15 protein-coding genes are annotated in these 15,204 nt (G+C 60.6%); 7 read left to right on the top strand and 8 right to left on the bottom strand.

From position 1 onward, the window contains the following. The first annotated feature begins 149 nt into the window (after positions 1–149). The 6 genes from FHT79_RS25360 (at position 150) to FHT79_RS25335 (ending at position 6,136) form a co-directional block, all read left to right on the top strand. The gene (locus FHT79_RS25360) at positions 150–899 is read left to right on the top strand and encodes a GntR family transcriptional regulator (RefSeq protein ID WP_028756722.1); all 750 of its coding nucleotides are present in this window, start codon (positions 150–152) and stop codon (positions 897–899) included. A gap of 68 nt (positions 900–967) precedes the next feature. Further along, positions 968–2,485 (top strand): putative N-acetylmannosamine-6-phosphate 2-epimerase, encoded by a 1,518-nt coding sequence (locus FHT79_RS25355; RefSeq protein WP_028756723.1) that lies wholly within the window; start codon positions 968–970, stop codon positions 2,483–2,485. 53 nt (positions 2,486–2,538) lie between these two features. Next, positions 2,539–3,870, top strand: a complete 1,332-nt coding sequence (locus tag FHT79_RS25350; protein WP_183904395.1) for an extracellular solute-binding protein — start codon at positions 2,539–2,541, stop codon at positions 3,868–3,870. 56 nt (positions 3,871–3,926) lie between these two features. Then, positions 3,927–4,793, top strand: a complete 867-nt coding sequence (locus tag FHT79_RS25345; RefSeq protein ID WP_183904394.1) for a sugar ABC transporter permease — start codon at positions 3,927–3,929, stop codon at positions 4,791–4,793. A gap of 3 nt (positions 4,794–4,796) precedes the next feature. Next, positions 4,797–5,618 carry a carbohydrate ABC transporter permease gene (locus tag FHT79_RS25340; protein ID WP_183904393.1) on the top strand — a complete coding sequence of 274 codons (822 nt, stop codon included), beginning with the start codon at positions 4,797–4,799 and terminating at the stop codon, positions 5,616–5,618. Between the two features lie 128 nt (positions 5,619–5,746). Next, positions 5,747–6,136: a RidA family protein gene (locus tag FHT79_RS25335; protein ID WP_028756727.1), complete on the top strand. Its 390-nt coding sequence runs from the start codon at positions 5,747–5,749 to the stop codon at positions 6,134–6,136. Here FHT79_RS25335 and FHT79_RS25330 read toward each other — a convergent pair. The 6 genes from FHT79_RS25330 to FHT79_RS25305 all read right to left on the bottom strand — a co-directional run bounded on the left by FHT79_RS25330 (position 6,133) and on the right by FHT79_RS25305 (position 12,197). After that, entirely contained in the window at positions 6,133–6,714 is a 582-nt protein-coding gene (locus FHT79_RS25330) for an NAD(P)H-dependent oxidoreductase (RefSeq protein WP_028756728.1), read from the bottom strand. The genes FHT79_RS25335 and FHT79_RS25330 overlap by 4 nt on opposite strands. Then, entirely contained in the window at positions 6,711–8,120 is a 1,410-nt protein-coding gene (locus FHT79_RS25325; protein ID WP_127430824.1) for an FAD-binding oxidoreductase, read from the bottom strand. Before FHT79_RS25325 ends, FHT79_RS25330 begins: the two co-directional genes overlap by 4 nt. A gap of 1 nt (position 8,121) precedes the next feature. Beyond that, positions 8,122–9,435 carry a cytosine deaminase gene (locus FHT79_RS25320; RefSeq protein ID WP_028756729.1) on the bottom strand — a complete coding sequence of 438 codons (1,314 nt, stop codon included), beginning with the start codon at positions 9,433–9,435 and terminating at the stop codon, positions 8,122–8,124. Then, positions 9,435–10,289: an ABC transporter permease gene (locus FHT79_RS25315; protein WP_028756730.1), complete on the bottom strand. Its 855-nt coding sequence runs from the start codon at positions 10,287–10,289 to the stop codon at positions 9,435–9,437. Before FHT79_RS25315 ends, FHT79_RS25320 begins: the two co-directional genes overlap by 1 nt. Next, positions 10,286–11,113 (bottom strand): ABC transporter ATP-binding protein, encoded by an 828-nt coding sequence (locus FHT79_RS25310; protein ID WP_028756731.1) that lies wholly within the window; start codon positions 11,111–11,113, stop codon positions 10,286–10,288. The genes FHT79_RS25315 and FHT79_RS25310 overlap by 4 nt, the downstream gene beginning before the upstream one ends. A 67-nt stretch (positions 11,114–11,180) precedes the next feature. After that, complete coding sequence (locus FHT79_RS25305) at positions 11,181–12,197, bottom strand: ABC transporter substrate-binding protein (protein WP_063474064.1); 1,017 nt, start codon at positions 12,195–12,197, stop codon at positions 11,181–11,183. Between the two features lie 183 nt (positions 12,198–12,380). Between FHT79_RS25305 and FHT79_RS25300 the strand changes: the two genes are divergently transcribed. Further along, positions 12,381–13,370, top strand: a complete 990-nt coding sequence (locus FHT79_RS25300; protein ID WP_028756733.1) for a LysR family transcriptional regulator — start codon at positions 12,381–12,383, stop codon at positions 13,368–13,370. On the opposite strand, the gene FHT79_RS25295 is transcribed toward FHT79_RS25300, so the two are convergent. Both FHT79_RS25295 and FHT79_RS25290 read right to left on the bottom strand, forming a co-directional pair. Then, a complete protein-coding gene (locus tag FHT79_RS25295) occupies positions 13,333–14,130 on the bottom strand; it encodes a creatininase family protein (protein WP_028756734.1) in 798 nt (265 codons plus the stop codon). The two genes, FHT79_RS25300 and FHT79_RS25295, sit on opposite strands and share 38 nt — an antisense overlap. 137 nt (positions 14,131–14,267) lie before the next feature. Further along, a complete protein-coding gene (locus tag FHT79_RS25290) occupies positions 14,268–15,164 on the bottom strand; it encodes a LysR family transcriptional regulator (RefSeq protein ID WP_097543330.1) in 897 nt (298 codons plus the stop codon). Between the last annotated feature and the right edge of the window lie 40 nt (positions 15,165–15,204).

Here is a 15,204-nt window from a genome sequence, read left to right as displayed (position 1 = left end):
GTAGGATATCTGTCAAATGGGCAGGTTTGCATCGCAGCGCAGAACTGGTCCGCTGCCTGGCGATTGCCCTTTCATTCTAATACCAGTATAGATCCAAGCGTATTCCACAGAAAAAACTGAATGTGCCGCGGAGGGTATCGGGAGAAATCATGGCGACAGATGAACTGATCGAAGCGATTGGTAAGGAATTGCAGGTGTCAGCATCCGGTCTGCCGCTCTACAAGCGGCTGAAAGCGGCGATCGAAACCGCGATCCTTTCGAATACGCTTAAGGCCGGCGCCGTTCTGCCTGGAGAGCGTGTTCTGGCCGAGACGCTGTCGCTTTCCCGGGTGACAATACGCAAGGCGCTGGCGCTGCTCGAGGAAGAGGGTTTCCTCAATCGCCGCCACGGCTTCAAGACGGAAGTCGGATCGCGCGTCGAAAAATCCCTTTCCACGCTCACCAGCTTTTCGGAAGACATCCTCGCGCGGGGGCTCGTTCCAGGATGTATATGGCTTTCCAAGCAGATAAGCCGCCCGTCTCCGACCGAGATGATGGCGCTCGGCATTGCTGGCAATAGCAATATCCTGCGCATGAAGCGTATCCGTACCGCCGATGGCGTGCCCATTGCGGTCGAGACCTCAACGGTGCCCGTTCGCTTCATACCTTCGGCAAACATGGTCGGCGACTCTCTCTACGAGACGCTGGAAACGCGGGGCTTCCTGCCGCAGCGCGCCGTACAGCGCATGCGTTCACGCGCGGCCTCGGTGGAGGATGCGCAGCATCTCCACTGCGACGCCGGAGCGCCGTTGCTGATGACGGAGCGCCGTTGTTTCCTCGGCGATGGCCAGATCGTCGAATACTGCGAGAGCCGCTATAAGGGCGACGTTTACGACTTCGTCTTCGAACTGAGGCGATAATACCAGTTATAAACTGGTTGTAATCTGGTATTTTCCAACTATCGTGATGCCGAAATGGAGTGTCACGATTGCAGCGCGACGACATCAAAAAGAGCCTTATCGTTTCCTGCCAGCCGGTTCCGGGCGGTCCTACGGACACGGCTGAATTCGTGACCGGGTTCGCCAAGGCCGCCGTCGATGCCGGCGCAAGAGCGTTGCGGATCGAATCCATCGCCTATGTGAAGGCCGTTCGTCCGGCCGTGAACGTGCCGATCATCGGCATCGTCAAACGCGATCTCGATGACAGTCCGGTGCGTATTACGCCGTTCGTTGCCGATGCCGAAGCGCTGGTCGATGCGGGCGCCGATATCGTCGCCTTCGATGCCACGGATCGCCTGCGTCCCGTCTCCGTCCAGAAGCTGGTGCAGGCGATTAAGACAAGGGGCAAGCTGACGATGGCCGACTGTTCGAGCCTCGAAGATGCGCGCAACGCCCTGGCGGCCGGCGTCGATTTCGTCGGCACCACGCTGTCCGGCTATGTCGGCGGGCCTGAGCCTGTCGATCCGGATATCGGCCTGATCACAGCCATGCACGCGCTGACGCCTTATGTCATAGCCGAGGGTCGTATCCGCACGGTGGAGCAGGCTGCCGCCGCAGCCAAGGCCGGGGCTTTTGCCGTCGTCGTAGGCTCGGCGATCACGCGCACCGAGCACGTGACGTCGTGGTTTCGCGACGCCGTCGCTGCGGCCTATGATGCCGACGATACCCAAACGGCGCTTGCAATCGATATCGGCGGCACGAAGACGATGGTGGCTCTGGTCAGGGGCGGCGAAGTGCTGGCTGAAATTACGGTGCCGACGGTGCGGGATACGGGCCCCGATGCCTGGCTTGCCATGATCGCCGACTCTATCCGATCATGGACGGATCGCTATTCGCGTGTCGGCATCGCGGTGACGGGCTTCATTCAGGATGGATGCTGGTCGGCGCTCAATCCGGCGACGCTCGGCATTCCCGATCGCTATCCGCTGGTCGATAAGGCGACGGCGACCTTCGGTAAACCGGTTTTTGCCGTCAACGATGCGCAGGCGGCCGCCTGGGGAGAATACAGGTTTGGTGCCGGCGATGGCGGCGATCTGGTGTTCCTCACCATCTCGACCGGCATCGGCGGCGGCATCATCGTCAACGGGCGCCCACTTGCCGGGCTTGCCGGTCATTTCGGGCTGATCCGTGGTCCGTCCGCCGGGCAGTCGCCTTTGGAAGACCAGACGTCGGGCCGCTGGATAGCGGCCGAGGCTGCAAAGGCCGGGCATCAGGCGACCGCCGCCGAGGTTTTCGAGCATGCCAACAGCGGTGAGGCCTGGGCCGAGGCGATCATCTCGCAATCGGCATTCCGCGCAGCGACGCTCTGCTGCGATATCCAAATGATGCTCGATCCCAAGCATATCGTCATCGGTGGCGGCATCGGCCTTGCAGCGGGTTACCTCGACCGGATTCGTGATTGCCTTGCGGGTATCGACGCCCGGCTGACGCCCGTTCTCGTACCTGCCAGGCTGGGCAGCCGTGCCGGCATCGTCGGCGTGGCGAGCCTGGCAGTGCGACGTGACTGAATAATTCCAGAAAACATGGATTCAGACGTAACAATAAGAGAAAGGGAACTACGATGACATTGAACAGAACGTCCTTATCAGCCCTTGCCCTGCTTCTCGCAAGCGTTGCTTTGCCGGGCACCTCGAATGCGACAGTGACCGTTCTTGGCTGGCCGGGTGGTTCGGAAGAAACGGCGCTTCGTGCGACCGCCGAAGCCTACAACGCCACTGCAGGCATCAGCGACGCCGACAAGGTCGAACTCTTATTCTTCAACCGGGAGGGCTTCTACGACAAGCTGCAGGCCGACATGGCAGCGGGGTCGACTGCCTTTGACATCAACCTCGTTGCCACCTACTCGATCGGCCGTTATGCGCCGTACATGGAGCCAGTCGACCTCGGTAGCGATGCCGCAAAGACGTTTGGCGAATCCGTGCTGAAGACCATGCAGTTTGACGGCAAGCAATATGGAGTGCCGACAGATCTGTCGCTGCACTTCATGTATTATCGCAAGGATCTGATCGATGCGCTGATGAAGGACGATGCGGCAAAGGCGAAATATGCTGAAATCTCCAAGCAGTATCTCGGCAAGGAATTGCAGCCGAAGGACCCGGATAACTGGACCTGGGACGACTGGGCGGCAACGGCTCTCTACTTCTCGAAGCAGGTGAATTCCGAAAGCCCCGTGCGTTATGGCACCGTATTGCAGATGAAGAACCTGCTCTTCAACATGATGGTGTTCCAGTCGCTGCCGCGCTCCTATGGCGCAGACTGGACCGACAAGGACGGCAATGTCACCGTTGATTCCGATGCCTACAAGACTGGCCTTGAACTCTACAAGAAGCTTTACGACGCCGGCGCTTCGCCTAAGGATTCGCTGAGCTATGAATATGCCGAGACCAATGCCGCCTACGGTGCCGGGCAGGCTGCCACGGCACTTCAGTGGAATGCCGCTGCGGCGGATCTCACCAATGCCGAGAAAACCCCCGCAGTTGGCGACGTCACCGGTATTGTGGCACCGCCGGCCGGGCCGAACGGACGCGCCGACCATATTCACGGTCTTGGTCTCGGCCTCAACAAGAACGCCAAGAACAAGGACGGCGCCGTCAAATTCCTGAAGTGGCTGGCGACCGAGGATGCGGCCCTGCTCTATGCACGCAGCGGCGGCTCTCCGGCTCTTGCGCCCGACGTGGTGGCGAAAGTCGCCAAGGAACGTCCTGATCTCGTCAAACTCGGCGAGTTTGCCAGCAGGTACGGCTACGTGATGAACGGTGCGACTTCGGCTAACGCACTCTCCGTCTACGAATTGCAGGCGAAAGAGTTCACCGGCTACTGGTCGGGCCAGCAGAGCCTTGATGACGCGCTGGCTCGTGCGAAGGCTGGCATGCAGGACCTCCTGAAGAAGTGATATTCGCCGGATGCCCTGTCTTTTGCAGGGCATCCGGCCCCAGCCGGCGGATCGAAATGGCCATAGTAAGACGTGCCGAGGGAAGAGCCTATCTCACGCCGCTCGTGGGTTTCCTGCTGCTGTTCCTCGGATTTCCCGCAGTCATCAACATCATCTATTCCGTCTCGACGGTCGATTTCCAGACACTGCGAAGTCCGACGCTGAGCGGCTTCGGCAATTACCTGGCGGTGCTTGCCGATCGGGATTTCTGGCGCGCCATTTTCTTTTCGCTGCGCTTCGGCATCTTGACGGCGCTTATCGAATGCCTGCTCGGCCTGTTTCTTGCGATTTTTCTGGCGCCTCTTCTGTCAAAGCGCTCGGTCCTTATGGCGCCCCTCATGCTGCCGCTCATGGTGGCGCCGGCCATGATCGGACTGATGTATCGTCTGGTGCTGCACGAATTTGCCGGGCCGGTGCCCTATTATCTCTTCGAGTGGTTCGGCGACAGCCCGACCTTCCTCGACGTCGCTCACGCATTCTGGACGCTGACCGTGGTCGAAACGCTGCAATGGACGCCGTTTGCCTTTCTGCTGTTTTACATGGCCTATGTCGCCGTGCCGCTCGACGTGCGCGAGGCGGCCGCCCTCGACGGCGCGTCGGCAATCAAGCTGCTTTGGTTTATCGAACTGCCGCTGATGCTGCCGACACTCATGATCGCCTTCTTCATTCGCTTCATCGACGGCTTTCGTGTTTTCGACAACGTCTACGCGTTGACCGGCAGCGGTGCGGGCGGCTCGACCATGTCGCTGTCGATCTATATCTATCAGGCATTTTTCAAGGAGGGTGCGATCGGCAAGGCGGTGGCGGCTTCCGTTGTTCTCTTCCTTGCCTCGCTGCTCGTGCTCTATAGCCTCAACTGGCTGGCCGGCCGCAGGAGGACGTGAGCGATGATGAACACGCTCCGCTGGATCGTTTTTGCCGCCGCAGCTCTTGCGATGAATTTTCCGATCATCGTCACGCTCGTCACGTCGTTCAAAAGCGCGCGCGAACTGTCGGTCAATCCCGGTTTGTGGATCAGCCAGCCGACTCTCGAAAACTACCTGCGGGTTTTAACGCAGACGGACCGTTTCAATATCTATTCCTACCTCTGGAACAGCACCGTCGCTTCGTTGATCGGCACGGGGCTTGCGATCATGCTCGCCTTTCCCGCGGCCTATGCGATCGCCAGGAGCGAAGCGGGCAAGCACACGCTGCTGCCGATCATCGTCAATCTGCGCGCCGTGCCGCTGATCATTTTCGCCATCCCGCTCTACATGATGTACCAATGGCTCGGTTTGCTCGATACCCAGCTCGGTCTCGGCCTGATCCTGACCATCGTCAACACACCGCTGGCGCTTGTCATTCTCGTCAATGCGATTTCCGACGTCCCGCTCGAACTGGACGAAGCGGCAAAGGTGGACGGCGCGAATTCGTTTCATATCATGATCCGCATCATTCGGCCGGTCGTGCGTCCTGCACTGGTGACGACCTTTATCTTCGGCTTTATCACCGCCTGGAACGAGTTCCTCTTCGGTCTGATGCTGACGACAAACAAGGCGGTGCCGATGACCGTTGGCGCTTCCTTCTTTTTTGCGGCAAGCGGCGGCGGCGTGCAATGGGGGACGGCATCGGCCGTGATGATCCTCGGCGCGCTGCCTCCAGCCTTTCTAGGCCTCCTCATGTATCGGCAGATTTCCGGCTCGATGATCTCGGGTGCTGTCAAGGGCTAGTATCAGTTGAAGGCGTTCATCCTGCCTTGTCGCAAGACATAATGGGCGCTGGCCGATATTCTCATATTCCGCCGCGTCCTGTAGAGTCGCGGTATCTGCAGGCCTATGAGAAAATTTCAGAGCGATCGATGAAGAAGACCTTCAATCCGGCCTCGGTGCGCCGGCCTTTCGGAAATTACAATCACGGCCTGCTCGTGCCGCCCGGCGCATCGCTGTTGGTCACTTCGGGCCAGTTAGGTATCGGTCTCGACGATACTGTTCCGAGCGACGTGGCCGCGCAGGCGGAACTCTGCTTCGAGGCGATCAAGGCGATCCTCGAAGAGGCGGAGATGAGTTTTGCCGATGTGATCCGCATTTCGGGGTTCGTCACCCGGCGCGAAGACTTTCCGGCCTATATGGCCGTGCGGGATCGCTATACCCTCGATCCGAAGCCGGTTTCCACTCTGATCGTCGTCGGCGGCTTTACGCGGCCGGAATTCTTCGTGGAGGTCGAGGTGACGGCGGCGAAGATTTTTTAAAAGCGCTCCATCGCGTCTCCGACGCGGGTGAGGAATTTTGCCCGTGTCTCCGGCGTGCAATTGTTCATGTCGTAATGGGCGAGGAAGGTCACCGGCCTCACCGGATTGATCTGCGCCCTCAGCACTCTCTTGACGATCTTCTTCGGCGGGTTGCCGGCTGCAAAGGCGCGGAAGGGCGTTGCGCCATAGGTCAGGACGGCGGCGAGCTTGCGGATGTGGCGCAGCCGCGATTCTACCTTGCCGTTGACCAGTTCGAAGGAAACGCCCGGCAGCCATACGCGGTCGAAATATCCCTTCAGAATTGCCGGAAAGCCGAAATTCCAGATCGGGGTGCAGATCACCAGCCCCTCGGCCGCCTTCAGCCGCTCGACATGCGATTCCACCAGCTTCAGATTTTCCGGATAGTCGTGATAAACGAGCCGGTCGCGGCGTGAGAGCACCGGATCGAACTGCTCTTCGTAAAGGTCGCAGCCGTCCACCGTATGCCCGGCCTTCTCAAGGCTCTCGACGGTCTGCCGGTAGAGCGCCTTGCCGTAACTTTCCTCGACCGGGTGAGAGTGGAGGACGAGAACCCTCATGAAGCCTCCATCAGGGCCGCGAGACCGGGGAAGAGATAGTTCTTGCCGGCGTTGAAATCGAAATCGGGATTTTCCCAGGCAATCATCTTGCCGGGATTGAGCAGGCCTTTCGGATCGGTTTCCTGCTTGAAGGCGAGCTGCACCGTGTCGGTGCGCTTCATGCCGCCTTCCTCAAGCGTATAGCGGTGCGGGTTGAAGATCGGGCATCCATTGTCCTGGTGGATCTTGATGATCTCTTCCAGCCGCTCCTCGGTGGTGTAGCGCACCAGCGGCAGGCCGGAGCACTGGATCTGGCCGTCGAATTTGATGAATTCGAGATGACCCGGCACTTCGTCGCCGAAGATCTCCACCATCTTTCGCACCTTGGCGACATGGTCCGGTCCCGGATATTGCACCTGAAGATAGGTAAAGTTCGGGTCGACCTTAAGGGCGCGCAATGTCGTGTGGTTCCAGGCCAACTCATAGGCATGCGGAATGCCGCGCATGCTTTCCACCGTGTCGGAGCGGAACATGATCTCGCCCTTCTGCGCCGCGGTGAAGGCAAGAAAGGCATCCAGGGAGTGCGGCGCGATCATCAGCACGACGATCGACTGGCCCTGACGGATGTAGGGCTTGTGGCGGGTGAAATAGTCGTAAGGAATGGGAGCCGCGATCGGCGCGATCTCTTTGACGAGGATGCCGTTGCATTTGGCCAGCGCGTCGGAAAAGCGCACCGCGTCCATGAAGTCGTCATAGCCGACCAGCACATCGACCCAGTCATAGGCAGGCGCAAGCGGCATCTCGATCTCGGTGATGATGCCGTTCGTGCCGTAGGCGTGGCTGACTTTCTGGAGATCCCAGCCGGTGAGATCGAGCACACGTGGCTCGGCCTCCATGGTGACGACGCGCAGGCGCAGGATGTTGCCAAGGTCGCGCAAGCCGCCCCAGGTGATCGAGCCGACGCCGCCCGAACCGCCGGCGATGAAGCCGCCGACCGTCGCCGTCTGGGCAGTGGAGGGGTGGAAGCGCAACTCCTGGCCGGAATGGGCCTTGGTCTGCTTGTCGAGCTGGGCAAGCACGATGCCGGGTTCGCAGACGACGCGGCCGGGATGGATCTCCTTGATCTTGTCCATGGCGGCAAGATTCAGCACGATGCCGCCGGAAAGCGGCATGGCCTGGCCGTAATTGCCGGTGCCGGCGCCGCGCGGCGTGACCGGCACGTCGTGGGCATAGGCGATCTTCAGCGTCCGGATGACCTCTTCCTCGGTCTTCGGCGTGACGACGAGATCGGCGGAAACATTGTCGAGCTGCGCCTTCAGGATCGGCGAGTACCAATAGAAATCCCGGCTCTTCTGGCGCACGAGCGCCGGATTGTCTTCGACGGCGATGCCTTCGAGTTCCTTTTTGATCTTCTGATAATCGGCCATGTCAGGCTCCAACGACGCTATCGAGTTCACGGTAATCCGGCAGGCTGCGGTCGATCACCTTGCCGCGACGAAGCACGACGCGGTCAGACTGCGGACGGGAAAGGAATTCACTCCAACGCCGCGCGCTGAAGAGCACGAGATCGGCCGGATCGCCGGCGGCGATGCGGCCCTTGTCCGGCCGTCCGACGATGGCGGCGGGCGAGGTGGTGACGACACGCGCCGCGGTATCGAGCGGGTGGTCGAGATGCAGAATCCGCACGGCCTCGCGGAAGACCTCCACCGGATCGAGATCGCCATAGGCATAGAAGGGGTCGCGGGTATTGTCGGAGGCGACCGCGGTCGCGACACCGGCGGCGGCCAGCTCGTGGAACAGGGTGACGCCGCGCCAGCGCGGGGTGCGGCCGGCATAGCGGTCCTGCAGATACATGTTGCACATTGGCAGCGCGATGACCGCTATGCCTGCCTTGGCGACCAGCTCGACCGTGCGCGCGGCGGTGTCTTCGTCCTGGCGGGCGAGCGAGCAGCAATGGCCGGCGGTCACCTTGCCCTCGAACCCGTTGCGCAGCACGGCCTCGGCGATCGCCTTCAGCGTCTCGGCGCCGCGATCATCCGTCTCGTCGACATGCAGATCGACATCCAACCCATGCTCTGCGGCAGTCCTGAAGAGCGTGTCGAGCTGCCAGATGAGCTCCGGCCCCATGCGCGTGACGCCGCCAAGCAGGCCGCCTGTTTGCCGGACGACGGTGACAAGATCGGTAAAAAAGGAGCTATCCGCCATGGCGTCCAGCGGAAAGAGGGCGACGGCCTGCAGCGCGATCCTCTCCTTCCAGGCATCGCGGATTTCGGCAAAGACCTCGAAGGAGATGCGGTGCTGGGGCGCCAGCGAATCCAGATGCGTGCGGATCAGGCTGGTGCCGTGGGCATAAGCGGAGCGCAGCGAGAATTCCATGCGCCGTTTCACGTCCGCGGCCGACCAGTTGGCTTCCCGGTCAGCCCTGACGGCATCGAGCGCGCCTATGAAACTGCCGTCGGGATTGGCCTGACGCGGCCAGATATGGCCCTTGTCGAGATGGGTGTGGATATCGGCAAAACAGGGCCAGACCATGCCGTCCTTGAGATCGATCCTGGCATAATCGGCGGGTGCGGCGCCGGCCGGCCGGATGGCGGCAATCGTACCGTCGCTGATGACGATATCGACCGTCGCGAGTCCTTCCGTAACCGGCACGTCGACAGGCTCGACGGTGACGGCGGGCACCGTCGCATTGCTCAGCACGAAGCGGGCCGCATTTGGCGGGGATATGAAGGAATAGGTCATCAGTTTTCCCGTTTGATGCTGCTTTCATGCCAGCGGTGGAGGCTCAGCCAGGCGATGAGGGTGGTGAGGCCGAAAATGGCGACCCCAAGCATGGAGAGCATCAAGAGCGCCGCGAAGAGCCGCGGTATGTTCATCCGGTACTGCGCTTCCAGCAGGCGGAAAGCGAGGCCGGAGCCGGCGCCGGCGGAGCCCGCGGCAAATTCGGCGACGACGGCGGCGATCAGCGCAAGGCCGCCGCCGATGCGAAGACCGGTCATGAAATAGGGCTGGGCGGCTGGGATCTTCAGATGGATCAGCGTCTGCCAGCGCGAGGCGCCGTAGAGTTCGAAGAGGTTGATGAGGTTATGGTCGACGCTCTTCAGGCCCTGCACCATGTTTGACAGGATGGGGAAGAATGCGACGAGGAAGGCGCAGATGAGCAGCGCCACCTGCGTGGAGGGCGCGTAGATCAGGATCAGTGGCGAGATCGCCACGATCGGCGTCACCTGCAGGATCACGGCGAGCGGATAGAAGGCGATCTCGATCCAGCGTGATTGCACGAGAAAGATCGCAAACCCCACGCCGCCGATCAGCGCCAGTATCAGCGAGATGAAGGTGATCTGGGTCGTGACCCAGAGGGCAGGCGCAAGCGTACCCCAATCATTGACGAAGGCTGCCGCCACGGCGCCGGGTCCGGGCAGGATGTAAGGCGGTACGCCCGAGAGCACCACGTAAAGCTCCCAGATGATGATGAGCACGGTGATGACCAGGAAAGGCACGGCGATGCGCAGTGCCAGGTCGCGCCGCCCGACGTTCGCCGGTTTGGCGACGGACAGGGATGCGACTTCGGCAGTTTCGATGCTTTCGACGCTCATAAGTGCTCCTCCGATCCGCCGATCGCCTCGATCAACGAACGCGATGCCGTCTCGCAGGCCTGCCGATATTGTTCCGAGGTTCGATAATGCGAATCCCGCTCGAGGCTGGTCATCAGCGGAAAATCGGCATGCACGCGGCCGGGTCTCGCCTTCATCACCACGATCCGGTTGGAGAGGTAAGCGGATTCGAAGACCGAATGCGTCACGAAGATCACAGTGATACCCGTCGTCTGCCACAGCCGCAGCACGTCGTCGTTGAGCTTCTGGCGGGTGATTTCGTCGAGCGCCGCAAAAGGCTCGTCCATCAGCAGCAGCTTCGGCTTCGTCACCAGCGCACGGGCGATCGATACGCGCATCTTCATGCCGCCGGAAAGTTCTCGTGGATAGGCATCGGCAAAATCTTGAAGACCGACGGTCGCCAGCGCTTCCACAATCCGGTCACGGGCTTCCGCCTTTGAAATCCCCCGCAGTTTCAGCGGCAGGTAGACGTTGCCGAAGACGGTCTTCCACGGCATTAGCGTCGGCTCCTGGAAGACGAAGCCGATATCGCCCTCGGGCAGGCCTTTCGAATTGATGCGTGAACTCGGCCAGTCGATCTTGCCCGCGGTGATGTCTCCAAGGCCGGCGATGATGCGCAACGCCGTGGACTTGCCGCAACCGGAAGGGCCGAGCAGGCTGACGAACTCGCCGCTTTCGACCGTCAGCGACATGCCTGAAAGTGCTGTCGTGCCGCTGGAAAAGACCTTCGACACCGATTGCATGACAACCAGCGGCCGCTTTTTCGTTTCCTTCGAAGGCACCGCCTTGATTTCGGCTAGGGACATATTCTCGCTCGTTTGTCGAAGGGATGCGGTCCGCCGCCAGGCAGGCGGCGGACCTGGCCTGGGAGGCTTATTTCTTCAGCGCCATTCCGGTGCCCTTGCACACGAACTTCGTCGTAAAGGCCTTGGTATAGTCGGTATCGGTCTTGAACACCTTGATGGCGGTCATCTCGTTGAAGAACTTCTTGTAATGGGCGTCGGTGATGCAGCCGATGCCCTTGTCGAGACTGTCGCCGGATTCGATGATGCCGTATTCCTTCATCTTGGCGATCGAATAGGCGATCTGGCCGTCCGTTATTTCAGGATTGTCCTTCTTGATCAGTTCGTTCGCCTTGGTGTTGTCGCCGTAGAGGTAGTTGTACCAGCCTTCGATCGAGGCATCGACGAATCGCTGCACCACATCGGGCTTGCCGTCGATCATCGCCTGCGTCGTCGTGATCATCGTCGAATAGGGCGAGTAGCCGTTGTCGGCGAGCAGGAAGACCTTCGGCTCGAAGCCTGCCTGTTTCTGGATCTCGTAGGGTTCCGATGTCAGGTAGCCCTGCTGGGCGGAGTCCTTGTCTGCGAGGAAGGGGGCGGGGCTGAAGTTATAGGGTTTGTACTGCTCGTCCTTGAAGCCTTTGAAGTTGGCCTTCATCCATTCGAAATAGGTGAGGTAGCCGTCCTTGCTGAGGAACAGCGTCTTCAGCTTGGCGAGGTCCTCGAACTTGTCGACGCCGTTATCCGGATGGGCGATCAGCACCTGCGGATCCTTTTGGAAGATCGCGGCGACATCGACCAGCGGAATGCCCTGCTCCACGGCGGAAATTTCTCCCTGCGGACCGCCCATGTAGAAATCGAGCTTGCCGGAGATCAGGAGCGCGCTGTTTGCCGCATTCGGGCCGCCCTGGACGATGGTGACGTCGAGGCCGTATTTCGCATAGGTGCCGTCGGCGACGGCCTGGTAGAAGCCGCCATGTTCAGCTTGGGCAAGCCAGTTCGTCCCGTAGCTCACCTTGTCGAGGGCAAGCGCCGGCGAGGCGGCTGCAAGCATCGCGGCAAGGCCGAGGCAGCTCAGGAATTGCGTCTTCGTCAGTGCTTTCAACATGGTCGGCAGTTCCCCTTTTTAACCGAAGGAAGCCTTGGTCGGCTCCCTTTTAAGGGAATTTGAGCCATTGCGTTGCGCTTTGAAAAGCATCAAAATTCGTGCGCATTGATGCCTTTTCGGCATCTGTCGGAAAGCTGAAGATAATTTGTGCGCCCTGCGTAAAATTTATGCACCGGAGAGATCATGCTGCACTCCAGACGCCTTCTTTACATCAACGAGATCGCCCGTTCCGGTTCGATCCGCAAGGCGGCCGCGCGCCTCAATGTTGCGTCATCGGCGGTCAACAGGCAGATTCTGGCGCTGGAGGAAGAGATCGGGGCGCCGCTTTTCGAGCGGCTGCCGCGCGGTTTGCGGCTGACGGCTGCCGGTGAACTCTGCATAGAACATATCCGGGACGTGCTGAAGAATTACGAGCGCCTGGAGGGGCGCATCCGCAGCCTCAAGATGCAGCAGGCTGGGAAGGTGCGCATGGTGACGACCGTCGGCCTTGCCGCCGGGCCGCTGCCCGAAATCATCGCGCGCTTTCTTTCAGAGCATCCACGCGTCTTCGTCCAGCTGCGCAACGATACCGGCGGCACGACGGCCAGCCCCGTTGTATCAGGCGAGGTGGATATCGGTCTCGGCTTCAATATCCCGGCCATGCCGGGGATCCGCACGCTCGGAAATTTCGATATCCCGATCGGTGTCGTGCTGCCGCCGGGCCATCACCTGATCGGTCCCGGGCCGATCAATCTTGCCGATGTCACGCAGGAAAAACTGGTTCTGGCGCAACCGGGCACCAGCCTGCGCGAGGTGATCAACCTTGCCTTTGCGCGCCTGCCCATCCCTGTCGAGCCGGTGCTGGAAACCAATGCATCGGAGATGCTGAAGCAACTCGTCAAATGCGGCACCGGGCTGACGCTGCTCAATCCGCTCGACGTCATCACCGAATGCCGGCGCGGCGAACTCGTCTTCCGTCCGATCGCCGAGCCGCATGCGCGTTACCAGCAGATGAAGCTGTTTGCGCGCGCCAGGGCGCCGCTCGACGCGGCCACCAGCCTTTTCGTCGAATATCTGCTCGCCGAACTGCTCGGCCTGGTGCAGGAATTGCAGGCCAAGGGCCATATCCCACCTGATACGAGATCCGCGGCCGAGCCTATTTCACATAGAGATTCGAAAGTGGATAGACCTTGAGGTCTTCAAGCAATTCAACAAACCCCGTGACCTGATGGCGGCAGATCGCTTCGCCCTTTTCGGCGGTGGCGACCGAGGCATCGCCGACCACGCCGAGGGGGTTGAGGTCATGCGCGATCCAGGCCAGCGAATGCGGCGGCAGGGGCTGAAGATATTTGGATTGCTGCCGCATCCGTTCGGCCTTCGAGGCGAAATTCTCTGCCTTGTCCATACGCACCAAGTCGGGGCGGAAGTGCAGCATCAACGATGTCTCGACATCGCCGCCGTGAATGCCGTATCTGCTCTCGTGATCGCTGACCATGCCTTCCGGGTGGCCGAACCGGCCCCATTGCGTGGAGACCACCGCCATTTGATGGCGCACGCGCAGTTCACGCGCGACGATGCTCATGATGTCGACATTGCCGCCGTGGGAATTGACGATCACCATCTTCCGCAGCCCGGCTTCTGCAACCTTTGCGCCAATCGCCGTCCAGACGGGGATGAGCAGTTCGGCGCTGAGCGACAACGTGCCGGGGCCGTAAATATGTTCGTTGGCCTTGCCGATCTCCTGTGTCGGAAGGACCAGGATGTCCAGATTCTCCGGCCGCTGCCTCTTCAGCTCCGCCAGCATGCCGGTCGCGATGGCGACATCGGTTGCAATCGGCAGATGCGGGCCGTGTTGTTCCGTCGAAGCGATGGGCAGAACGGCAATCGTGGTCTCGGGGGAAAGGCCGGCAAAATCATATGTGTTGAGCTCGTTCCAGTAAAACGGCGTCGCCATGCGGTCGTCCCCTTTTCGTCACCTGTCTTGACAGGAAGTAGGGAATAACGATGAGCGCGAAAAGCATCATTTTGTGTGCATGGCGCTGCCTTTTCGAGTGCGCCAATATTCCAACTGCAGTTGTCTCCGGTGTGATGCTACCGGGATCTGAACCGGAAGGCCTCGACGAAGGCGCTGAAGGCCGGCGAGGAATGGCGGCGGCTGGGATAGTAGAGATGATAGCCTTGGAAGGTCGGGCACCAATCGACAAGGACCTCCCGGAGCAAACCGGTTTCAACGTATCGTCGGATGAGGTCCTTCGGCAAATAGGCGAGGCCGACGCCGTCGAGGGCGGCATCGATCGCCGATCCGATATGGCTTAGGATCAGCTGGCCGTCGACGCGGACGCTGAACTCGCGTGCGTCCTTCTTGAATTCCCAGGCATAGAGCGCGCCGGAGGTTGGCAGCCGCAGGTTGACGCAATTGTGGAGGGTCAGGTCTTGCGGGCTTGCCGGCACGGAACGGCGGGCGAAATAATCGGGTGATCCGACCACGGCATAGGAGACATCGGAGCCGATGCGAACGGCCACCATGTCGCGTGCAACCGCCTCGCCCAGCCGAACGCCGGCGTCGAACTGACGCTCGACGATGTTCGTGAATCCGTTGTCGACAATGAGTTCCACGATGATATCAGGATAATCTCGCAAGAAGGCTGACAGTCTTGGACGAAAAACCAACGCGATGGCGTCGTCGGGACATACGATGCGGACATGGCCCGAGGGCTTGTCGCGCAGGGCGCTGATTGCGCTGATCTCGGCGGCAATGCTTTCGAAATGGGGTTCGATGCTCTCCACCAGGCGCTCCCCGGCCGCCGTCGGCGCGACATCCCGTGTCGTACGGGAGAGGAGGCGGACGCCGAGCCGTTCTTCCAGTGCCCGGATCGTATGGCTGAGGGCCGAGCGGGTGACACCCAGCTTGGCGGCCGCGCGCGTGAAGCTCCGCTCTCTGGCCACTTCGAGAAACGCCCGCATCTCGGTGAATTCGTCGCGCCGCATTGGTGAATCTCCCTCATCACAACATGCAGATTATAGCCGC

Source organism: Rhizobium sp. BK212 (assembly GCF_014197475.1).
Taxonomy (GTDB): domain Bacteria; phylum Pseudomonadota; class Alphaproteobacteria; order Rhizobiales; family Rhizobiaceae; genus Rhizobium; species Rhizobium anhuiense.
The sequence above is the reverse complement of the archived record's forward strand: the minus strand, read 5'-3'. Positions and strand labels throughout refer to the sequence as shown.